The sequence below is a fragment of the Undibacterium sp. GrIS 1.2 genome, from assembly GCF_040544435.1.
GTDB lineage: Bacteria > Pseudomonadota > Gammaproteobacteria > Burkholderiales > Burkholderiaceae_D > Undibacterium.
The window spans coordinates 42,245-64,988 of sequence record NZ_JBEONP010000021.1 but is presented as its reverse complement, the minus strand read 5'-3'; the positions used below and the strand labels follow the sequence as shown (position 1 = coordinate 64,988).

Annotated in this window: 19 protein-coding genes and 1 pseudogene; 8 read left to right on the top strand and 12 right to left on the bottom strand. The window is 46.6% G+C overall.

Annotation, left to right across the window (positions count from 1 at the left end; all coding sequences use genetic code 11):
* Positions 1–148 precede the first annotated feature (148 nt).
* Positions 149–415, bottom strand: coding sequence for a type B 50S ribosomal protein L31 (locus tag AAKU61_RS11180; protein ID WP_262835590.1), 267 nt, complete (start codon positions 413–415; stop codon positions 149–151).
* A gap of 211 nt (positions 416–626) precedes the next feature.
* Between AAKU61_RS11180 and AAKU61_RS11175 the strand changes: the two genes are divergently transcribed.
* Complete coding sequence (locus tag AAKU61_RS11175) at positions 627–1,235, top strand: trimeric intracellular cation channel family protein (RefSeq protein ID WP_354332235.1); 609 nt, start codon at positions 627–629, stop codon at positions 1,233–1,235.
* 40 nt (positions 1,236–1,275) lie between these two features.
* Here AAKU61_RS11175 and AAKU61_RS11170 read toward each other — a convergent pair whose 3' ends face one another.
* Positions 1,276–1,911 carry a TetR family transcriptional regulator gene (locus AAKU61_RS11170; RefSeq protein WP_354332217.1) on the bottom strand — a complete coding sequence of 212 codons (636 nt, stop codon included), beginning with the start codon at positions 1,909–1,911 and terminating at the stop codon, positions 1,276–1,278.
* A gap of 149 nt (positions 1,912–2,060) precedes the next feature.
* On the opposite strand from AAKU61_RS11170, the gene AAKU61_RS11165 reads away from it, so the two are divergent.
* Genes AAKU61_RS11165 through AAKU61_RS11155 form a run of 3 tightly spaced genes read left to right on the top strand, consistent with a single transcriptional unit; the run spans position 2,061 to position 8,090 of the window.
* Entirely contained in the window at positions 2,061–3,392 is a 1,332-nt protein-coding gene (locus AAKU61_RS11165; protein ID WP_354332215.1) for an efflux RND transporter periplasmic adaptor subunit, read from the top strand.
* Positions 3,393–3,425: 33 nt separating this feature from the next.
* On the top strand, positions 3,426–6,581 hold the full coding sequence (locus AAKU61_RS11160; RefSeq protein WP_354332213.1) for an efflux RND transporter permease subunit: 3,156 nt from the start codon (positions 3,426–3,428) through the stop codon (positions 6,579–6,581).
* A 12-nt stretch (positions 6,582–6,593) separates the two neighbouring features.
* Positions 6,594–8,090, top strand: coding sequence for an efflux transporter outer membrane subunit (locus tag AAKU61_RS11155; RefSeq protein ID WP_354332211.1), 1,497 nt, complete (start codon positions 6,594–6,596; stop codon positions 8,088–8,090).
* Positions 8,091–8,372: 282 nt separating this feature from the next.
* On the opposite strand, the pseudogene AAKU61_RS11150 reads toward AAKU61_RS11155, so the two are convergent.
* A pseudogene (locus tag AAKU61_RS11150) lies at positions 8,373–9,079 on the bottom strand (IS6 family transposase).
* Between the two features lie 74 nt (positions 9,080–9,153).
* The gene (locus tag AAKU61_RS11145; RefSeq protein WP_354332210.1) at positions 9,154–10,311 is read right to left on the bottom strand and encodes a serine hydrolase domain-containing protein; all 1,158 of its coding nucleotides are present in this window, start codon (positions 10,309–10,311) and stop codon (positions 9,154–9,156) included.
* Positions 10,312–10,778: 467 nt separating this feature from the next.
* Here AAKU61_RS11145 and AAKU61_RS11135 point away from each other — a divergent pair, with 467 nt between their 5' ends.
* The 4 genes from AAKU61_RS11135 to AAKU61_RS11120 all read left to right on the top strand — a co-directional run bounded on the left by AAKU61_RS11135 (position 10,779) and on the right by AAKU61_RS11120 (position 12,575).
* Entirely contained in the window at positions 10,779–11,132 is a 354-nt protein-coding gene (locus tag AAKU61_RS11135) for a TolC family protein (RefSeq protein WP_354332208.1), read from the top strand.
* 368 nt (positions 11,133–11,500) lie between these two features.
* Positions 11,501–11,887, top strand: a complete 387-nt coding sequence (locus tag AAKU61_RS11130; RefSeq protein WP_354332206.1) for an OsmC family protein — start codon at positions 11,501–11,503, stop codon at positions 11,885–11,887.
* Positions 11,888–12,069: 182 nt separating this feature from the next.
* Positions 12,070–12,360, top strand: a complete 291-nt coding sequence (locus AAKU61_RS11125; protein ID WP_354332204.1) for a hypothetical protein — start codon at positions 12,070–12,072, stop codon at positions 12,358–12,360.
* The gene (locus AAKU61_RS11120; protein ID WP_354332202.1) at positions 12,357–12,575 is read left to right on the top strand and encodes a hypothetical protein; all 219 of its coding nucleotides are present in this window, start codon (positions 12,357–12,359) and stop codon (positions 12,573–12,575) included. Before AAKU61_RS11125 ends, AAKU61_RS11120 begins: the two co-directional genes overlap by 4 nt.
* A 495-nt stretch (positions 12,576–13,070) precedes the next feature.
* On the opposite strand, the gene AAKU61_RS11115 is transcribed toward AAKU61_RS11120, so the two are convergent.
* The 8 genes from AAKU61_RS11115 to trxA form a co-directional block, all read right to left on the bottom strand.
* The gene (locus AAKU61_RS11115; protein WP_503012601.1) at positions 13,071–13,463 is read right to left on the bottom strand and encodes a type IV pilin protein; all 393 of its coding nucleotides are present in this window, start codon (positions 13,461–13,463) and stop codon (positions 13,071–13,073) included.
* A 62-nt stretch (positions 13,464–13,525) separates the two neighbouring features.
* Positions 13,526–17,092: a pilus assembly protein gene (locus AAKU61_RS11110; protein WP_354332198.1), complete on the bottom strand. Its 3,567-nt coding sequence runs from the start codon at positions 17,090–17,092 to the stop codon at positions 13,526–13,528.
* A 32-nt stretch (positions 17,093–17,124) separates the two neighbouring features.
* A complete protein-coding gene (locus AAKU61_RS11105; RefSeq protein ID WP_354332196.1) occupies positions 17,125–17,643 on the bottom strand; it encodes a pilus assembly PilX family protein in 519 nt (172 codons plus the stop codon).
* Positions 17,640–18,725 carry a PilW family protein gene (locus tag AAKU61_RS11100; RefSeq protein WP_354332195.1) on the bottom strand — a complete coding sequence of 362 codons (1,086 nt, stop codon included), beginning with the start codon at positions 18,723–18,725 and terminating at the stop codon, positions 17,640–17,642. The genes AAKU61_RS11105 and AAKU61_RS11100 overlap by 4 nt, the downstream gene beginning before the upstream one ends.
* An 8-nt stretch (positions 18,726–18,733) precedes the next feature.
* Entirely contained in the window at positions 18,734–19,282 is a 549-nt protein-coding gene (pilV, locus tag AAKU61_RS11095; RefSeq protein ID WP_354332193.1) for a type IV pilus modification protein PilV, read from the bottom strand.
* Complete coding sequence (locus AAKU61_RS11090; protein WP_354332191.1) at positions 19,279–19,824, bottom strand: GspH/FimT family pseudopilin; 546 nt, start codon at positions 19,822–19,824, stop codon at positions 19,279–19,281. The genes pilV and AAKU61_RS11090 overlap by 4 nt, the downstream gene beginning before the upstream one ends.
* An 874-nt stretch (positions 19,825–20,698) precedes the next feature.
* Positions 20,699–21,961, bottom strand: a complete 1,263-nt coding sequence (gene rho / locus AAKU61_RS11085) for a transcription termination factor Rho (RefSeq protein ID WP_354332189.1) — start codon at positions 21,959–21,961, stop codon at positions 20,699–20,701.
* Positions 21,962–22,242: 281 nt separating this feature from the next.
* A complete protein-coding gene (gene trxA, locus AAKU61_RS11080; RefSeq protein WP_322118059.1) occupies positions 22,243–22,569 on the bottom strand; it encodes a thioredoxin TrxA in 327 nt (108 codons plus the stop codon).
* Between the last annotated feature and the right edge of the window lie 175 nt (positions 22,570–22,744).

Here is a 22,744-nt window from a genome sequence, read left to right as displayed (position 1 = left end):
AAGATTATGTTCTTGCCGCGCTCATGTTAAAGCCAAGTGATAACTTCATACGAGCATTTTATTTTTATACGAGACTATACTTAAATATTACATATGAAAAAAGGCAGCTTGAGCTGCCTTTTTTATCAATACAACGGATGCAAAAAAATTAGTTTGCAACAGAAGTTTTGGAACCAACAGTACCGAATTTTTTACGGAATTTGTCAACGCGACCAGCGGTATCAACAATTTTGTGTTTGCCAGTGTAGAAAGGGTGGGATTCTGCAGAAACCTCGATCTTTACCAGTGGATATTCTTTGCCTTCGAATTCCATTTTGTCACGAGTCTGGATAGTAGAACGTGTGACGAATTTGAAATCGTTAGATACATCGTGAAACAAAACTTCACGATAATTTGGATGGATGCCGTCTTTCATGCTTGCCTCAAAAAGTTTTGGTAGCCAATCCCCACTTCGTCGGTCGCCTTGCTTCTTGACCCGATTGTTGATCACTTGCCTGATTTAAAAATACTGATGGCCTAATGCCAGCGCAAGATTATACAATAAAATCATACGTTTGCATCATTCTGTGCAGAGCTTGTATGAGTAGATAACAGGAGATATTTTGGCAACATCCATCCATTTGGGCATGAGTACGCTATTACATGCGGTAGAGGTCGCTGGCATTGTCGCTTTTGCCGCTTCTGGCTTTGTTGAAGCGAGAAAAAAGAAAATGGATCCGGTAGGAGTTTTCACGGTCGCGTTTATAACCGCTTTCGGTGGAGGAACCTTGCGTGATTTACTACTTGACCGACGCCCTTTGTTTTGGGTCGATCACCAAGAATATGTGTTGTTGATTTTTGTCATGAGCTTAATCGCTTTGCCGTTCGGCAGGCATTTGCGACATGCCGTGACGGATAAAGTTATTTTGTATGCCGATACATTTGGGCTTGGCTTGTTCAGCGTAGGTGGTGCGTCATTGGCGTTAGAAGCAAGCATGCCCTTATTTATTTGCACCATGATGGGCGTAATTACTGGCATTTTTGGCGGTGTTCTGAGGGACATCATTTGTAATGAAATACCGATGGTATTCCGGCGCGGGCAATTGTATGCCACCTGCGCATTTGCTGGCTGCTGGGTTTATCTACTTCTGACCAATTGGCAGGTCATAGAGACAGTGGCGGTGCTGTCAGGCATTCTGGTCACCTCAATGCTGCGCCTGCTGGCAGTTCGCTACGACTGGAAGTTGCCGGGCTAATTCAGTTTTTTGTGCAAACGGGCACTTAATAAATAATCGTTTAGCTCAGTTTTTTTAGCGGTGGTTTAGCTAAGATGCCAGCCAGCATGACGTCAATCATATATTCTGCATGTTTTGCAAGATCGTAGGCTTTGGTATCTACGAGCCATTCGTAAATTAATCCGATTGAATAAGAGTGAATCATTTGTACTGCGATCCAGGTGTCGGTTTCTGCCGGTAATTTTTTTTGTGCAATGGCTACTTTAAAAATATCTTCCATTTTGGAAATACATTCGTTACGCGGTTCCTTCTCATGCGCGTAAGAACTCATTTCTGTTCCTTTCTCGCAGCGATGAAATATGATGTTGAACACATTGGTCTGCCTTGGTGAGCTGGCAACCTCTTTTAGCATGTGAACATATAGCTGGCGCAGTGCAGCAAAAGGGTCTTCCGGCGGGGTGCTCGTGATTTCGTTGAGTAATGTTTCTATTGGTAAAAATGCACGATCGCACATTGCTTCAAACAAAGCATTTTTATCTTTGAAGTGCCAATAAATTGCACCGCGTGTCATACCGGCTTCTTTTGCAACCTCATTGAGCGTCGTATTAGTAACACCTTTTACGCAAAAAACTTGCTCAGCGGCATCGAGCAAAGCATTGCAGGTTTCTTGCGCTTCTTCTTTGGTTTTCCTAGCCATGATGCGTCTCCATTAGTATTTTCAGGGCTTTAATTCAGCCTTTTCGATAATTTTTTATTACTCGCAGAAAATAATTTTTAAAAATATATACAAACATTCGTGAATGTATATAATAGCACACCGCCTTTTCCGTTAATAGAGAAAAATTCATGAGCCCTCCAAATTTACACCTCCCCAAATTCAGTAACGAATTATTAGCAACGCCATCAGCCTGGTCTGGTCGTCTCGCACCCCTGTTGCGCATTGCAGCAATTAGCGCACCTTTGTTGGTGTTGGCTGCTTGTGGCAAGGCTGGTGGTGCTGGTCCAGGTGGTCCCGGTGGAATGCCACCACCCGAGGTCAATGTGGTTACAGTACAGCCGACAAATCTGCCGATGGATTTTGAATATGTCGGACAAACAGCAGGCTCTCGCGAAACTGAAGTGCGCGCAAGAATTTCTGGCATTTTAGAAAACCGTTTATATGAAGAGGGCTCACGCGTTAAAGCGGGCACCGTCCTGTTTCAAATTGATCCGGGTACTTATAAAACGCAACTCGCTTCTGCAGAAGCAGCGGCTGGCGTCAATGAAGCTAAATTGAATCAAGCCAAACGTGAATTTGCGCGCTTAACACCACTGGCTGCTGAAAAAGCGATTAGTCAAAAAGAATTTGATGATGCGAAATCTGCATTAGAGACCGCCGAAGCCAGCTACAAGCAATCCATGGCGCAGGTGAACGAAGCCAAACTCAATCTGGGCTATACCCGGGTTGTTGCGCCAATTGATGGTGTTACCGGTATCGCCAGCAAATCCAACGGTAGTTTGGTTACGGCCTCCGACAGTTTGCTGACCACGATTGTCCAGACCGATCCGGTCTACGTCAATTTCAGCATCACTGAAGCTGACTATTTAAAACTAAGTCAGGAAGTCAGTGGCGGCAAAATTGCATTGCCTGGCAAACGCGCTACTAACGGTAGTCTGGCGTTTGACGTCAAGGTCAAATTGGCAGACGGATCGATTTTTCCGATGGTAGGCAAGATGAATTTCGCCAGCGAAAAAGTCAATCCAGCGACTGGTGGTTTTGATGCTCGTGCACAAATCCCTAATCCTGACGGGACTTTGCGTCCAGGCCAGTTTGTTCGCGTGATTTTGAATGGCGCCACTCGTACTGCGGCACTCTCAGTACCACAACGTGCTGTGATCGATAGCCCTATGGGCAAGATCGTTTTCACAGTAACGCCAGACAATAAGTTAGCACCACGTCCGGTTGAGCTGGATGGCTGGTCCAACGGTGAATGGATAGTGACAAAAGGTTTGAAGGGCGGCGATCGCGTGTTGGTCGATGGTTTTATCAAAGCCCATGAGCCTGGTATGACCGTTACACCGGTGCCGCTGGCTGCAAAACCTTCTGGAAGCGCAGGATCATCAGCACCAACGTCAGCACCAGCCCAAGTTAATACCAAGCCCGCTGCAGAAACTGCCAGTACTAAAGCTGCTCAATAAGTAGCACCACAAATTTAGGCGCAAGGATTACTCATGTTTTCAAAATTTTTTATTAACCGGCCAATTTTCGCGACCGTATTGTCGTTGATTATTGTGCTGGCTGGCCTGGCCGCGTTGCGGGTCTTGCCAATTTCTCGTTATCCGGAAATTTCTCCGCCGGTAGTCAACGTTACTGCCAATTATCCAGGTGCCTCTGCTGAAGTAGTAGAGCGCACAGTCGCTGCACCGATCGAAGAGCAAATCAACGGCGTTGAGCACATGTTGTACATGAGCTCTACCTCTTCAGCCGACGGTCGTGTTTCTATCGACGTGACTTTTGAAGTCGGTACGGATCTGGATATTGCCGCAGTTAACGTCAACAACCGGGTACGTCAAGCAGATGCTAAGTTGCCGCAAGAAGTGCGTCGTCAAGGTGTCACCGTGTCTAAGAGTTCGTCCAACTTCTTAGTGGTTGCAGCTTTGTATTCACCAGACAACCGCTATGACTCTTTGTACTTGTCCAACTACGCAACACAAAACGTTTTAGATGCGTTGAAACGTATTCCTGGTACCACCAATATTCAAATTTTTGGTGCCAAAGATTATGCAATGCGGATCTGGATGCGTCCTGACCGTATGGCGCAATTAGGCGTTACCGTCAGCGATATTTCTAATGCCGTTGGTGAGCAAAATGCCCAATATGCAGCGGGTAAAGTCGGCGCACCGCCAAACAATACTGAAGAGCTGACCATGACAGTAACCGCTAAAGGGCGATTGCTGGAGCCGGCTGAGTTTGCCAATATCATCGTTAAAACCGATAAGAGCGGTGCCTCTGTCCGTATCAAAGACGTAGCGCGGGTTGAATTAGGCTCCAAGGATTACAACTTAAATGGTCGTGTGAATGGTCATCCGTCAGCCAACATTGGTGTCTTTTTGCAGACTGGTGCAAACGCATTGGATACGCGCAAAGCATTAGAAGCAACCCTGCAAGATTTGAAGTCTAAATTCCCAGAAGGTATGGAATACGCAACGCCGTATGACACCACACCGTTTGTGACCGAATCCATCGCTGAAGTGTTAAAAACTTTGGGTGAAGCCATGGTATTGGTCTTCATCGTGGTGTATTTATTCTTGCAAAGCTGGCGCGCAACGATCATTCCAACTCTGGCAGTACCAGTGTCATTAATCGGTACGATGGCAGGTTTGCACTTGCTGGGTTACAGCATCAATACGCTGACTTTGTTCGGTATGGTGCTGGCGATCGGTATCGTTGTCGATGATGCGATTGTGGTGCTGGAGAATGTCGAACGTCTAATGAACGAAGAAGGCATGACACCAAAAGATGCAGCAATTGAAGCGATGCATGAAGTCACTGGTCCGGTTATTGCGATTGTTCTGGTATTGGTTGCAGCGTTTGGTCCGATTGCTTTCCTTGGTGGTTTAGCGGGCGAGTTGTATCGTCAGTTCTCCGTCACGATTTCTATCGCTGTGGTGTTGTCCGGTATTGTTGCCTTGACCTTGACGCCAGCACTCTGCGCGATCTTGTTGAAGCCAGGTGCGGAACAACATAATCGCTTTTTCACCTGGTTTAACGGCGCGTTTTTACGTCTGACCAAGCGCTATACCAACGGTGTTACTTTCTTCTTGCGTCGCTCGGTCTTAGGTGTGATGGTCTTCGGTGGCATGCTGGTCGTGACGGGCGTATTGTGGAAAACCGTACCCGGCGGATTGGTACCGGATGAAGATCAAGGTTACTTTATCGGTGCTGCCATCATGCCTGAAGGTACGTCTTTAGCTCGTACGGATGCCATGGTCAAGCAAGTAGAAGAAATCATGAAAACCAATAAGAACATTGATACCACCTTCGCTTTGGTTGGTCTGGATTTCTTAGGTGGTGGCGGTTTGAAATCTTCTGCGGCAACGATGTTCTTCCCGTTAAAACCTTGGGATGAACGTACTCAGTCGGCGCAGCAAATGGTCGGTGAAAGTTTTATGAAAACAGGCCGTATCAAAGAAGGCTTGCCACTGTTCTTCAGCCCGCCAGCGATTCAAGGTCTGGGGCAAACTGGTGGTTTTGAGTTCTATATGCAAAACAAAGGTGAGGGCGGTGTAGAGCGTCTGGCCAAGTTGTTACCAGCGTTGCTGGCAGAAGCTAATAAGCAGCCTGAACTGGCTGGCGTACAAACTCTGTGGCAAGCTAATTCACCGCAGCTATATGTGGATGTGGATAACGATAAAGCACGCTCTATGGGTGTTGCTCTCTCAGATGTTTACAATACTTTAGCCGCGACCATGGGTAGTTACTATGTCAATGACTTCAACAAAAATGGTCGTACCTACACCGTTCAGTTGCAGGCAGAAGGCCAGTTCCGCGCCAAACCAGATGATATCGGCAGTATGTATGTGCGCTCTGCTACCGGACAAATGATTCCTGTCCGCGCTTTTACGACCATACGTTTTACGACAGGACCCGATTCGGTACAGCGTTTTAACGCTTTGCCATCGATCAAAATCTTGGGTGGTGCTAAACCAGGCTACAGCTCAGGACAAGCGATTGCTGCGATGGAGCGTGCTGCTAAAACGGTGTTGCCAGTGGATGTTTCCTACGACTGGGGCGGCGCCTCCTTCCAGGAGAAGCGTACTAGCAATGCTGCTGGTATCGCGATTGGTGCCGGTGTCTTGATGATCTTCTTGATTCTGGCCGCGCAATACGAAAAATGGTCACTGCCTTTCTCCGTTTTATTGGCGATGCCGTTTGGTATCTTCGGTGCACTGTTAGCGGTTTATTTGCGTAATTTTAACAACGACGTGTACTTCCAGATTGGTCTGGTGACCTTGCTTGGCTTGTCTGCGAAAAATGCGATTTTGATTGTTGAATTTGCGGTGATGAAAGTGCATGAAGGCTATGCCCCGGTTGCTGCGGTATTGGAATCGGCACGCTTACGTTTCCGTCCTATTTTGATGACATCGTTAGCGTTTATTTTGGGCGTGGTACCACTGGCGTTTTCTCACGGTGCTGGTGCGGCGGCGCGTATGTCGCTCGGCACGGGTGTCTTGGGCGGTATGCTGGCAGCGACTTTCCTGGCGATCTTCTTTGTACCTTTATTCTTTAAACTGATTAACGATAAGCGGTTTAAAACGACAGAGGAAGATTTCGAGCATCCGGTTCATATTTTGCACAATGCGCCACCTGCTGAACAGAAGAATTAAGAGGAACATGTGATGACATCAACTGTATTTGAATCAACACCCAGATCAATCCGTAGATCAACACTAATGCCAACATTGCGGCTTTCAGTGATGGCTGCCAGCTTGCTGCTGGCAGGTTGCAGCGCGATCGGACCTGATTATCAGCGGCCAGCATTTGATACGCCAGCAAAGCTGACGAGCGGTGTGACAAGCACTGGAAAAACTAGCGTAACGACCGATTGGCTGAGCTGGTGGAAGTCTTTCCAAGATCCTGTTTTAAACAGTATGCTGGATGAGGCAACTGCCAATAACCAGGATATTTTGCTAGCAGCAGGGCGGGTGGAAGAAGCACGTGCGACCGCAGCCTCAGCCAACTCCAATCGTTATCCTACGGTAGACGCGAATTTGTCGGGCACAAAAAGTCGTACCAGTGTCAACTCCGGCAAATTGGTGCCCGGTGCCAATCCGATTGGTACCGATTATCAGATCGGTTTAAGCGCGTCTTATGAGGTGGATTTCTGGGGTAAGCTCAGTCGCGCCGATGAGGCTGCACGTGCCCGTTTGTTATCGCAAGAAGCCAATCGCGGCATGGTAATTAACACCCTGTATTCCAACCTGGCGCAAAATTACTTTGCCTTGCGGGCTTACGATGCACAAGTAGAACTGGCCGAATCGACACTCAAAACTCGTCAGGAAAATCTACGTTTGCAACAAAAACGTTTTTCTTCCGGCTCGATCGGTGAGCTAGATTTGCATCAGGCAGAATCTGATACCGCCGCGACAGAAATTAGCTTGCTGCAAGCGAAGCAATCGCTGGCAGTCACAGAGTCTGCCATGGCTGTGCTGTTAGGGCGCTCCCCAACGGCGATTGCCAATCCGGTAATTGCACGTGGCAAGAGTATTGATAGTCTCTATCAGCAAGCGACAGTGCCAGCCGACTTGCCATCGGATCTGCTTAACCGCAGGCCAGACATCATCGCTGCTGAACAAACACTGGTTGCTGCCAACGCTGATATCGGTCAAGCCAAGGCGCAGTATTTCCCAAGCCTGAAGCTGACCACTGGCTATGGCGACGAGTCGCGTGGCTTTAAAGATTTATTTAATCCAGCTTCTTTGCTGTGGAATATCGGAGCGAATATTGCGCAACCGATCTTCCGCGCCGGTGCGATTGGTGCACTGGTGTCCGGTGCCGAAGCGCGCAAAACGCAAGCCTTGGCGCAATATGTACAAAGTGTGCAAGGAGCTTTCCGCGATGTGCATGATGCGTTGGTCAACACGGCTGCCAATGAGCAAATTTACGCAGCTGGCAATCGTCGCGTCACCGCTTTAAAAGATTCATTGCGTCTGGCCGACTTGCGCTACAAAAACGGTTACAGCAGCTATCTCGATGTACTCAGCGCACAACGCGATTTGTTGCAAGCGCAATCGACTTTGATCGACACTCAGCGTGCGCATTTGACTGCGGTAGTCAGCATCTATAAAGCTGTCGGCGGTGGTTGGGATAAGTCAGAAAAACTCGCTGCTAAGTAAATACGTAATTTGTAAAAAATTGGGGGTATATGGTAAAAATACCCTTAATGTCCATATATTTAATGGACATTAAAATATACAGTGGTGAGTATATTTTATGTCATTAAGCTTCCCTTGGAGATGTGAGGTGTTGTCTGGAACCCATTCAGACGACATTCCATCTCTTTTTTTTATTTTTACGCTGGGATTGAATTTTCCGGTATTGTCAACTTGCTGAACCGAGACGGCGAGTTGTACATTCCAGGCGAAATTGCATTTGCCCGGGTAACACGGTGTCACGGGTTAGACATTTTTTGCTACGCTGGTGACCTCATTCCATATAGAAAATGCCTGCGTACGGAAGTGTCGGTACTGCTTCGCTGTCAAACAGTTGCAATGACACCGGAAGGCATTGTTAATCGAGCCCAGCGCCGACAAAAAGCGCTGAACTTGGCTTGATGACTTGAAGCGGCGCATCTGTCGTTCTCGTTGCCGCGTCGGTTAATGCGAGAGTTCTGCCCGGTTATTGAGACCTTTGTGCTGTCGATACTCGACACCCTGCATGATGTGCGTCTTCTCCGCGGCATAGCTCTTCAGCTTGTCGGTGATCAGTCCCCGTGGTGCGTAACGCAAGCCTTTGAGGAGCTTGCGGAAAAAGCGTTTTGCTGCCTGTCGGTTGCGCCGACTCTGCATCAAGATATCGAGCACATAACCGTTTTGATCGACTGCACGCCACAGGTAATGATGCTTGCCCTTAATTGTTAGCACCACCTCGTCGAGATGCCATTTGTCCGCGCGCTATGGTTGACGCCGGCGAAGTTCATTGGCATAGCGCTGGCCGAACTCAACGTCCATTGACAAATCGTCTCGTACGTGACGATGATGCCACGGCTGGCCATCAGATCTTCTATGTCGCGAATACTCAGCGCAAATCGGAAGTAGAGCCACACGACATGACTAATGATTTCTGCCGGATAGCGGAAGCCGCGATAGAGTAGGGATTTTTTCATCCCGGCACTTTACAGAATTTCCCCGCCGCCCGTAAGTTGACAGTACCCGTTCAAATAGTGCGTTGTAACGTACCCTACTCAAGCCCCACCGCATTCTCCAGCACCGCCGCAATTCGCCCCGCCAGCGGCAACACACCGGGTTCATAATTTGACAGCACGACCACAGTATAACCAGCATCGAGATACATATCTAGATTACTGGAAATGCCGGGGAACTGCCCGCTGTGGCCCACGATTTTACCCAGTTTGCCCGAGCGTAATTCGAAGCCATATCCATAGCTGCCCTTGTCTGCACGGCCTGCGGTCTGGTCTTGCCAGAATAACTGGCGCGTGGCTGGCTTGAGCAACTTGCCTGTCTGAAGTGCATCGGCAAAGCGCAGCAGGTCTGGTGCGTTTGAATAGCCTATGCCATAAGGGCCGCCGCGTACTGGTATCAGGACGGTGTTTTCTTTCTTGCTGGCTGTCGCACCTCGCGTGCTGATGTAGCCGGTGGCGAGGTTTTCTGTTCCCTCATCCCTGATATAGTTATCGGTACTATTCATGCCTGTCGCCAGAAACACATGCTGGCGTACATAGTCAAAATAATCTTGTCCCGAGACTTTTTCTATGATGACACCGAGGAAAAACATACCCATATTGCTGTACAAATAATTGCTGCCGGGCGCAAACTCCAGTGTCGCATCGCGTGTAAATGGCTTGTAGTCAGCCAGGTTTCGCATGGCGGCCATCTGCATATACGGACCGTTGATAAACTTGTTGGTAAAAATATTTCCCAGCCCAGATGTGTGCGACAGCAACTGGCCTATGGTGATTTTTTTCGCCACCTCAGGTGACAACCAGCTGGCATCCACATATTTGCTGACCGGGTCTGCATAGGACAAACGCCCCGCATCCGCTAGCTGGCCTATGGCAACCGCCGTAAACATCTTGCCGACCGAGGCGACATTGAAGATGGTATCCATCGTATTCGCCACATGATAACGCTTGCTGGCTTCACCACATGCTGCTTCGCTGATGACATGATTGCCCCTGGCGACGACATACACACCTGAAAATTCATCCTTGCTACAGACTGTGCTGAATAAGGCTTGCAACTTGTCTTTCAGTGCAGCTTCCACAGCGGGCGACAGAGCCGTGTTTTTATCTGTAATTGCATACGCAGCGGTTTGTCCGGCAACCTGGGATGACAATATCAAACTCAGTATGGCTGGCAGTGCATGGTATGGGCGCATTAGTTTTCTTTTCGGGTGCATGGATGAGAAGCGGTAAAAATTTTGTTGACAGCTTTTGTTGACTGTAATTCATGATGTTGTCGATTTTATATGAGTATGCGGTATTGTCAACTTACGGGCGGCGGAGAAATTTTGTAAAGTAGCGTGATGAAAAAATCCCTACGCTATCGCGGCTTCCGCTATCCGGCAGAAATCATTAGTCATGTCGTGTGGCTCTGCTTTCGGTTTGCGCTGAGTTTTCGCGACATAGAAGATCTGCTGGCCAGCCGTGGCGTCATCGCCGCTGAACAAACGCTGGCCGCTGTCAATGCTGACATCGGTCAGGCCAAGGCGCAGTATTTTCCAAGCCTGAAGATGACTACCTGTTATGGCGACGAGTCGCGTAGTTTTAAGGATTTGTTTGATCCAGCGTCTTTATTGGGGATCTGGGCGCTGGCATTACACAACCAATCTTCCGCGCTGGCGCGTTGGTCTCTGGTGCCGAAGCGCGCAAAACGCAAGCCTTGGCGCAATACGTACAAAGTGTGCAAGGGGCTTTCCGCGATGTGCATGATGCGTTGGTCAACACGGCTGCCAATGAGCAAATTTACGCAGCTGGCAATCGTCGCGTCACCGCTTTAAAAGATTCATTGCGTCTGGCCGACTTGCGCTACAAAAACGGTTACAGCAGCTATCTCGATGTACTCAGCGCTCAACGCGATTTGTTGCAAGCGCAATCGACTTTGATCGACACTCAGCGTGCGCATTTGACTGCGGTAGTCAGCATCTATAAAGCTGTCGGCGGTGGTTGGGATAAGTCAGAAAAACTCGCTGCTAAGTAAAAATTTAATCAAAATAAGGGGGGTATATGCCAAAAATACCCTTAACGTCCAGAGATTAATTGGATGTTAAAATATACTGTAATGAGTATATTCTTTTGGCAGAGTCAATCAGTTTCCCCTGTTAGAGGTGAGATGCGAACCTGAAGCCCATTCAGATCGCGTTCCACCTCTTTTTTTATGTTAAAAAATGCGCAGTACATTCTGTTTGGGGCTGATGTCTTCAATCCGCTAAAATCACCACCATTCAGAGCGAAGGGGAATCGTCTTATCATTTTTCTATAACGCCAAATCGCTAGATGTTCCCCAAGGCATACAATCCGACATTACACCTCGCATTTCACCTAACCTAACCTCACCGGAGAATATCCATGGCAACCGTACATCTGCAAAACGCCGCTGGCTACGCACAAGAAATCCGAGCCCGTACTCACCGCATCACATCCGACGAGCCAGAAAGTAATGGCGGTCAGGATACCGGTCCCGCGCCGTATGAATTGTTGTTGGCCGCTTTAGCCTCCTGTACCTCGCTCACCTTGCGCATGTATGCTGACAAAAAAGGCTGGTCTTTGGGCAGCATCAAGGTGGACGCCCGATTTTCCCGAGATGATGCAGGCCTAGAAACCATCGAGCGCAATATCGTGTTTGGTAACAGCCTGGCGCCAGAGCAACTCAGCCGCTTAGCCGATATCTGCGAAAAAACGCCCGTCACCAAAACGATCCGTCAAGGCACCGCCATCCATTCCAAGCTGCAATAAAATGCGCGTGCAGTCAAATAGAGGCGAAGATGCATAAGTCAATTTCGTGACATTTTTGATATCGAAGACTACAATCAGCTGAGGGTTGTTTGATCTGTCATTTGAGCTATTGTTTGATTCAACCCCGATGAGCTTTTCTTTTATTGCTGTATTTCACAGATGTTTAAATGAGGAGAACTTTGATGGCCATGTTTCGCGCAGTTGGTGGACTTTTTTGGGTAAATGCTGGGCAGACGGTTAAGTTTGGCTACGCATGGCCCACTACCGGAATTACAGATATTGGCCCGGCAATCGCCACTGCCAACCCGCAAGATGATTTTCACGGTGAGTTGATTGTGACAGGCAACGGACGATTTTATCGATCCATCGGTACTGGCGACAATGCTTTTGATGCTGCTGTTTATACCGCAGATATCTTTAATAACAGCAACGCCGATGCCAGTTTTTTGGTCGATGTGGGGACATGGCAATGATCTACTCAGACAAACTCACGGTGCTCAGCGAAAACGGTGTCATCGTCGCCATGCATATACCAACTCCACCAGCCCACGGCGCGCCACATGCAGAACTAATGCCATCAGCAACGCAACTGCTACATCACATCAATATAAGTGACTTGCCGCATGGCGCAGATCTCAAACCTCATGTTTTGCATGCGCATGTTTGTTCTATGTTGGGTTTGCGATAAGGTTTGTTTGTGCCGTGAATCACTACCAGAATTCCAAATAAGTTTGATCGTTGTGTTTGGCTAAATTCAGGTTGGTATTTACGGTTTATCTTTCATATTGATAACGGCTTGAACAAACTTTGGCCGTCGTCAATACAATATTCACCAAGACAAGCTAGCAACAATATCGTGCTGTGACTGGAGTGCATTCCGCGCGTTTGTTACCACATAGAACCTTACGAGTATTATTCGGTCAGGACACAATCACGTTAATCGCTATGCCGGCTAAGCCGGACTTTGTTTAGCTTTTTGCCAGAGTTTTGTTCTCTCTTATTCATCACTGCTGGGTAACTGATTGAGAAATATATCGAAAAACCCAAAGCATATGCGACGATGTATGTCGTCACATCAGAAAATAAGAGTCAGCTTTGGATTTGTGCATCAGGCAAGCTGAGTAATATGGGGGCACGCCTAACCAGTATATAGACTCGATTTGATTAGCTATATTAATCCCCCTTAAGGTGCCCAACAAATGGACTGTACTGTACCTCCAACGTCCTTTCCAATCTTTTGATTCGATTGATCGATTGAAAAGCTCGCACAGGTGGTATCGGCGACTTGCGACTTTCCTGCTACTGGCGTTGCAGTCAAAGTATAACTAGTGGCAGTTTGATTCGAGATTGCAATTGAGTAATACAATTGTGACGAGGTCACAGGGTAATTGGTCGCTGGCAAATCAGGACAAGCTCCAGAAGCATAAGAAAAACTCCTCGCATAACATCGATCTAGTAACGTTTGCTGAAGTGTTAATGCGTTCCAAGCATCTGACCTGCGAGATTTTAGAACGTGGGCTGAGTAAGATGGATACGCAATCGCCGACAGAACTCCAATAATCACAACTACTATCATTAACTCAATTAAAGTAAATCCACGCTCATTTGGAGCGCGCAATGTATGAGTAAAAGAAGTCTTCATTGTTTTATCTCCCACCAGGAAGCTCGTGCTTGAGAATTATCTTTATCTTTAATAATGAGCTGGGTACCTCCCGATTTTGTTGCTAGCTTTTCTACTTCCTTTTTCTTCTTATTGTAAATCGTTGTTGGTTGGCTTAAGTAACCAGTACCGGTTCCAATTCCAACAGGATTAAGCTTATTCACTGTATCCTTTGAATCGATGGATAAATCACCATTGATATCTAATTGAGGCGTGCTGAAGGCACCTCCAGTCGCGTAATTTAGTTCCATGAACGCTGAAGTGAACCCAGCGTTACAAGTATTACTTGCAGGAGGTGTATTAAGCGAAAGTAAAAGAGCCCCATTTAATAATTGTGGCGTAGTGACCACTTTTTGGCCACCTGTGAATAAGTCGACATACCAACCTCGCTGAGTACTCCAATCTACTGCGACGCTTGTTGCAGTGATCACATCTTGTGGTAATCCAGAGGCAGCACCGGCGGCAATTAAATTCAGTGTTTGCGCTTGTAAATTGGAACGAGTTGGCACCGTACTGGTGTTCGGCTTGTCCCAAATGCCGTAGACACTTTGAATCTGAGAGCTACTCAAGTCATTGGTTGTTAGCAATTGTCCGGTGCCAATCATGATGAATTCACCGAATAGTTTCGGATAATTGGGATGTAATGTAACAACTGGCCGCGTGGTAATAGGTTGAACATTTCCGCTCTTATCCTTGGCCTGGAAAAGTAATCTGACAGTCCAGTTTCCAACGGTACTACTGCCTACATCGATTGCCCACAAATTACCCTGCAAATCTCCTGCGTAAATTTGCGTAATTGGTTGGCCGAGCAAACTATCAGTGCTTCCCACAGCAACAGTCGATAAGCCTTGAGGGAGTGAACTGTTGCATGCCGTTGGAATTGCTGCACACAAATCAATTTTTTTAATGATCTGGCCATTTTGTGGGTTGATCGCATATAACACTGAGGAATTATTCGGACTGTTATATCCATTTCCAAAAAACACGGCAAAGCCACTTCCTGCACTCGCATTAATAGGAGCAATTTGTGGTTCGCTATAGGTGTAGCCCATGTCGCCTGTTGAAGCCCCTGTAGCAGTAATATCCGAGAATTCCCACAAAACGGCTTTAACCACACTGGCTTCTGTCGTTAAGGTTTGAGGACTTGTCACATCCATTGCGTAAATGCTATTCCCACCTCCACCTTCCCCACCAACTAAAAGGGTATGCCAGGTACCGTCTGCGAATTTAACATCACCACTTTGCGGAGATCCATCGACAAAATATCTATGATTTTGATTATAAAGTGGATCCGTTAAACCTTTCAGATTGGCGTAAACAGCGTTAGGGATAAAAGCAAATTGTTCGACTCCCGTTGCAGCGTTAAATCCATGAAGCATTCCATCGTTACCACCTACATATAGCATCGGCATCCGACTAGAATTTGTAGCAGCAAATGCTCGATAACTAGGTGTGAAGTAAACATCGTTTGGTCCGGCAATATAAAGAGGTTGGCTGTTCACGATATCACCTAAGATATGCGACCTATTTCTGAATACCCCACCTGAATTATGTTGTTCTAATGTTGAATTACCTCGTAAATACTGCAATCGAGTTGCCCCAAGTGCATCTGATGGTTGTAACGCCGTCTGTTGAGAGGTTCCTAAACTAAGCCATTGGAAGGGTATTGCACCGCCACTATTATTGTTCAGCGCTGGATTCCACGTAGCAATATTTCGTCCAGATAGCCAGCCAGACCCGGCCGCTTGTAGATCGAGTTGAGATCGTGCCGACCATATCGCATTACCTGTCGGAGCCCCAGTTATTGGATCGAGATTTTTTTCAAATAGATCACCTGTCCAATCCTGGTATGGAGTATCGCCGGAAGTGAAGTTAGCCTGATATTCGACGCTTCCAGCTTGAAGATAAGTGGAGTTGACTGCTGCTGAGGTAGTCGATAACGTGCCACTTTGTACTGAAATTAAAATACTGTTGAGATCATTTACTAAGGCTGTCGGACTGCTTGCAGGGTAATAATTAACAGTCCCTCCGGCAACTGCCATTGCTTTCAATGTTGCTGCTGCCTGAGGATTTGAGCTTGGGTCGACGCCTGCACCTAATCCAATAATGTAGGTTTGGATACCGGCGCTCTTAAGTGCTTTTAGCGCATTAACTGTGTCTGTTAAAGCCTGGTCGTTCGTTGTCGACAGCGACCCATCGGTTGCACTGAACGTGGCGGAGACGCCGTATCCGATCGCAGCAGCGCTCCCCAAAGGTGGCCATGCTTTACCCGCTAAATCTTGTGTTGGCAAACCATCTGAGATAAGAATCACATATTGTGCTGGAGGACATCCACTGGCTGGTGCAGCGACGCTAGCCAGATAACTTTTTGCAGTCGTTAATAATCCTGCAGTTGGTGCCTGACCAGCGACAGATTTAATTTCTTTAGTCGACAAGCTGTTTGTTTCAGGAGCTAGATTTGGTGTGAACGCTCCTACCGCAGTCGCGATTGTGGCAGTGGTCGGCGTAACGCCTGCCGACGTCATCGGAACTAAAACGTTACCAGTAGTTGCGGATTGACTTCCACCATAACCAAATCCCCTTGCTGAGTACATGACTTGAGTAGAATACGGGACATAGCCCGCATTTGTTGGTCCAGTCCCAGTATTTGCACTGGGAGCACTATTTGTGTAGTTAACAAAAATGTTTCCGTTGTTATAGTCACTTAAAGATTTATAAGGTGGATACGGAGTGACTGGCGATGGGCCGCCCCAGTTTAAAAAAACGCCAGGTTGTGAAGGAGCGTAAAGGACGTCATTGATGTTAGGGTCATCACTAGTCGCACCAATTTCCATATACAGTGACGTTGCTACTGTTGACGGTGTGTATAAGCCAGATCCTGCAATGGAGGTGCAGTTACTTTTAACTGTTGTTGATGCTGTCGAATAACCTAAGCAAGGATTAGAAATATAACGCTTCCCTGATACCTGAGTACTTGTAAAGTTAAACCCTGACCCCAATGGGGACATATGATAAACCCAAGTTGAGTATAACGAAGTGCCACTTGTTTGGTAGGTCTCAAGAGCAAAATCCGTATTCTGAACATAACTCTGGATAATCGCTTGAATACCAGCCTTGGCTACGTTGAGTCGGCTCGCTCCATTATCATATATAACACTATTCTTCAGCACGGAGTAAGGAGCGTTTCCGGTTGCGTCTGCTGTCTGTACGGGAGGTGTAAACCCTGATGGAACTAAATAGTTTGTCGGAGAACTCGATGTACTGAGTGAGCTCAATCCTGAACCTAAAGTCCCAGATCCCGTCATGATCGCGCCGCTAAGGGTGCCGTCCATTGATTCCGAATTCCCCAATGCAATCAGAACCTGAGGATGTGCAGGCGTCGATACCGTTAATGGAATTTGAGATATAGCAAGACTCGGTGAGCTGCCAGCGCGTGCTGACAAAATGAGTGAGCTGAACGAACCAATCACTAAGACGACTGCTGTGATTGATGCAACCAGTCGAATAGTCGGCGATTTCATTATTCTATTTTGATACGTTTTCATCATTCATCCCTTTTGCGTTCTATCAATTGCAATTATTCTTGAACTTGCACTACGCTTTGCAGCATAACGGGCGTGTTACCACTTGGCCCAACTGCACGGGCGGTGATGCGAAACGCTAGTATTTTTCTCTTGTTATTTCCTTTCGAGAAGAAAGGTGGGAGTAACTCTATAATATAAGCACCTGGGGTTTTTGCACTTCCCTGAAAGCTGGCCACTGCAGAATTGGTAGTCCAGTCAATCGTCGTCCATAAAGGTGCGTTACCAGGTTGTACAACGTACAGACCGGTATTGCTTGGCGACGTTTCGCTGAAGTTATTCACTGTGTATATGCCAGACGATACTAATGTCTGTGCTTGATTTAGAACTCCCTCGGCAGTTTGGAACGCAATCAACGCATCAGCACTATTAGCTGCTATTTTTGTTTGGGTACCATTTAAGGAAATCATCCCCAACCCTATTACTGTCAGCAGTAAGATTAAAATGATTGACATAATTAGCACCGAGCCGCGCTGAGCTGTTTGTCTCCATAGAAAGTTAGGAATTTTTTTCATGTTCCGTTTCTCAGATTAATGGTCATTTCAAAAACATGGCGTAAGCGGCCGTCTGACGGTACTTTGATTGTCGTACCAAGTACGGAGAAGCTTTGCGCTGCCAAATTAGATGTGTTAGCAGATCCCTTTTGACCTTCAATGAGAAATCCAATCCGTACAGATTGAATTGTGGTCCAGTCCGAAACTTTATTTGCTGGCATATATTGAGAGACGACTCCGGCGGAACCTACTCCATATAGAACTTGCATAGAATCAACGCCCGGCACTAATGGCTGTGAAGTCCAAACGTTATTGCTATAAATCGCTTGCATAAGCGTACTTTGATCGCCCTGTCCATGAGCAACATAGTAAGCCGTTTGCTGCAAAGGAATTAGTTGGGAGGCAAGGCCAAAAGAAACAGGCAGAAAATCCGTTGTATTTGTCATTGAACCGCTACCTTGACTGTGACTTACAGAGGTTGGTGTAACAGCAGTTATTAGAAAAATATTTGTTTTACCGCAATCCGTAACTGAAGCTAACTGAAAGGCGCTGAGTCCGGTCGTGTTTTGCAGTGAAAGACTTGTACTTACTCCAGGCACAGAGACCGCTGTTACCTCAATAGGATTAGCTCCTGGTACCGCACCCAAGATTACCAAAACGTCGCTTCCGGCTGAAACACTCCCAACTAAAGTCGAATCCAATGAGGGGTTCCAATCAGATGCATTAGTATCGTTTACGTCATTGCCCGTTGAAATAGTTAAACTGCTTCCGCTTCCATCTGTACCGGATGCATCGAAGCCAATAATCATGGGGGGTTGGGCGCTAGCAGAATTTAGCGATCCCACAGGCGGAGGCCCACCATTATTCAAGGTTGCGATAAATTGAGTCAAGTTTGAGCATCCAGTAAATCCAGCAGAACGAATAGCGGGTATTAAGAGAGCTGAAATAGCATTTTCGGCATTCTGGACTGAGGCTTGAGAGACGGTTGTTTTAGATATACTTGACTGTGCCATGTACATTGTTCCTACCGCAGCAACCAGGAATAGCCCAATTCCTAAAGCGACCATGAGCTCAACTAAAGAAAATCCGCGTTGTGTTCGCATAGCTTTCTTCATAAAATGGTTTGAATCGTGAATTGTGCCAAGTTGGCTGAAGCCCCCGAGGGCGTACTTGTTGCGCCAAGTGTCTTTTGTGCAGGCGCATCATCCCATTGGACGGTGATTGTTACAAGTGTGTTTGATCCAGATGGCACAGTCACTACTGACCCACTGCCATTTGGTAATTGTGCAACATCTTTCGCAAGCCAGTACCATGTATCGTAAGTTGCTAACTGTGCATCAGTACAGATTGTGCTTCCACAATCGATGGCCGGAGTTGCTGGGGATACTGCCGAGGCTGCGCCTGTAGTAACATTATTAACATTGTAGCTTCCTGCTATGGCTTGCACGCTGTTAGCTCGAATTCTATCGGCAATGTCGTATGCTGATTGCACCGCTTGTTGTTTGATATAGCTGGAGCTATTCGATTTAAGAGTTATCGTAATCATGCCTGCGATTCCCAACATACCAAACGCTATTACGACAAAAGCGACCAGTACTTCGATAAGCAAGAAGCCACTTTCGTGCTTTGTCGTTTTGAGGGATGTAATTTTATTATTCATGGACATGTTATTGCACCACCCCATATAGCTTGACCGGGAGTTGGTCCCGCCTGTGCGAAACCTGTTAATAAAACCTGTATCGAGCTTGCGTAACTTGATCCACGGCTGTCACAGATTACAAAGTTAGACTGCGTTGTCGCCAGACCACGTGAATCAAATATCAAATTTGATGCAACTACACCATTAAACGCAATCGCCGTTAGTTTTGGGTCGCGAGGCCCTGTTTGGTAACTTTGTAGGAGCGTAGGTGCACCCGATGTCGGTACTGTTAAAACGATCCACCCAGCGCTCCAGGCAGCGCCGCAGTTGACGGATCCTAAAGCACTAAAAGGACAAATATTAATTTTAGCATTTCTAGTCAGTGCAGTAGAACGGGCAAAATTAGTTACATTTATGAAAGCATTTTTCTGGGCAGATAGTCGATTATTCAGCAACATAGTCTGAAATGACGGTGCCGCTATTGCAGCTAGGATCGCTACAATAGCAATCGTGATCATGACCTCAATCAACGTAAAGCCTGAGCAATTATTTACCTTTTTCACTCTTAATCCTGTTAAATTTTTTGCGGTTCTAGTTTAGACCTAATCTAATTTCTGACGGTGGCGTGTTCTGTAAGATACATTATATTCACAGGCCAGCTACAGCTTTTAGATGGTTGGTTAATTTAATCTGACAAGCGGTTGTGATTGTGAGGCGCTTGTAAGCTTCGATTTTAAGATTTTTTGAAATATTCGTATGGTGTAAAGCCAACCAAGTTGTATAAAGCAAATGAAACAAAAACATTGGTGCAAGCAGATGTTATTGATAGGTTTTGCTTGGAAAAACTTCAAAAAGTGCTGCGTGGATGACGCTTTAACCGAGATTTTTCATTAAGATTTGAGCTGATGGCGAATGCATTTTTCGAGGCAATTTTGATGTGAATGAGGCGCTCGCGGCGAACTATATGCAATGAAGAACTTCAAAAATCACCGAAAATGTGCCGTCAGAACTCAAATACTATCTCTGGTGTGCCTACAGGACAATCCCGGCCTAATCGCAAAAAATAAACTGCCAATGGAATTTTATGGCGGAGATATCTTGATCAATTTGTGTCCGCTTGAAATGTAAGAGGACAGGGCGGCAGTAAATTCAGTGTCGAGAAAATCGGACGCGCCAAGGTATTTAGAGTCCTGCGATTAAAGTCGTTGGGGTGCGCTATCCACGCTACCTTATTTAGCTAATAAGTTGAAATTAAGTTTCTAGTGGCAAGAGCTAGAAAAGCCTAATTTAGATCGGGACTAAAACTGAGTCAGTATCAAATCTCTTATTGATTCAGTTCGTGTTTCGAATTAACCGCCCAAATAAAAAGAGCCATCTAAAAAGATGGCTCGATCGGCTACTGACTATCAGTCTTAAACGAATATCGTTTATTCAGACTTAATTGCCACGACGCATCATTTCAAAAAACTCTGCGTTGTTTTTAGTCGCCTTCATTTTGTCGAGGATGAACTCCATCGCCTCAATCTCATCCATGCTATACAGCAGCTTGCGCAGAATCCAGATTTTTTGCAATTGGTCCGGCTTGATCAGCAACTCTTCACGGCGTGTGCCGGATTTGTTCAGGTTGATCGCTGGGTACACGCGCTTCTCGGCGAGGCGGCGTTCCAGATGGACTTCCATATTGCCTGTACCCTTGAATTCTTCATAGATCACGTCATCCATACGGCTACCGGTTTCGATCAGCGCAGTGGCGATGATGGTCAGCGAGCCGCCTTCTTCTACATTACGTGCAGCACCGAAAAAGCGTTTTGGACGTTGCAGCGCATTTGCATCGACACCACCGGTCAATACCTTGCCGGAGGCAGGGATGACAGTATTGTAAGCACGTGCCAGACGGGTGATTGAATCGAGCAGAATGACTACGTCTTTTTTCATCTCGACCAGGCGCTTGGCTTTTTCCAGCACCATCTCAGCGACTTGTACGTGACGGGTGGCTGGTTCATCAAATGTTGATGCAACAACTTCACCGCGTACGGAGCGTTGCATCTCAGTCACTTCTTCCGGGCGTTCGTCAATCAGCAAGACGATCATCGTGACGTCTGGATGATTGGTGGTAATGGCATGCGCAATATGTTGCAGCATGACGGATTTACCGGATTTAGGCGACGCTACTAATAAGCCGCGCTGGCCTTTGCCGATAGGGGCGATCAGATCAATGATACGGCCAGTGGTGTTTTCTTCACCACGCATATCACGTTCTAATTGCAAGACTTTGTTTGGATGCAGCGGTGTTAAGTTTTCAAACAGAATACGGTGTTTGGAGGCTTCTGGCGCTTCGCCATTGACCTTGTCCACTTTGACCAGGGCGAAATAACGTTCGCCATCTTTTGGTGTGCGGACTTCACCCTCAATCGAATCGCCTGTATGCAGGTTGAATCGTCGGATCTGTGAAGGAGAGATATAAATATCGTCGGTAGATGCCATGTAACTGGCATCGGGCGAGCGCAAGAAGCCAAAGCCGTCTGGCAATACTTCTAAGGCGCCATCGCCAAAAATTTGTTCGCCGGATTTGGCGCGTTTTTTTAGGATTGCGAACATAAGTTCTTGTTTGCGCATCCGTGCTGCGTTGTCAATGTCTAAACCGATGGCCATTTCTAGCAAGGCTGAGACGTGTAACGCCTTTAATTCTGATAAGTGCATGTTGAGTGTCCCGGGATGGGATAAGTAGGTGGGGGAGTGAACAGAGGTGAACTACAGGATGGTGTTTTTAGGATTTCTGCTATTTTTTGCAACTTCTCATTATTTTTTTGAGAGCGAACAAAAAATTGATTGTCGATTTGTTTTTTTAAAATATTTTTTTAAAGCGCGTTTTTGTAAAAACGTTTTTAAATCTAAATGAACGACGCCTTAGCGCCGCTCATCTTTTTATTGCTGTGCATTCTACCTTACTTATCTAAGAATATTCTGTAACTTAAACTATCTTAAATATTGCTGTCGATAAATGCAGTCAATTGACCTTTTGCTAATGCGCCGACTTTTTGTGCTGCAGCAGCGCCATCTTTGAACAAAATCAAAGTAGGAATGCCACGAATGCCAAATTTAGCTGGAACAGCTTGATTTGCATCGACATCCATTTTTGCAATGATGATCTTACCATCGTATTCTTTTGCTACTTCTTCCAGAATCGGGGCGATCATTTTGCATGGACCGCACCATTCAGCCCAAAAATCGACTAAAACTGGTTTGTCAGATTTCAACACGTCTGCTTCAAAGGAAGCATCGCTTACATATTTGATGTTTTCGCTCATGGAATCCTCATTCGAGGGAAAAATTAAGGGGGGTACAGCGCCACAGAAATAATAACTGAAATCGACTGGTAGAATCTTTGATCTACATCATCGATGATGACGCTTCCGGTAGAACAATTAATATCTGGAGGCGATCTGCACAAATTCAATGCTTTTGAACGGTGCAACACTGGAT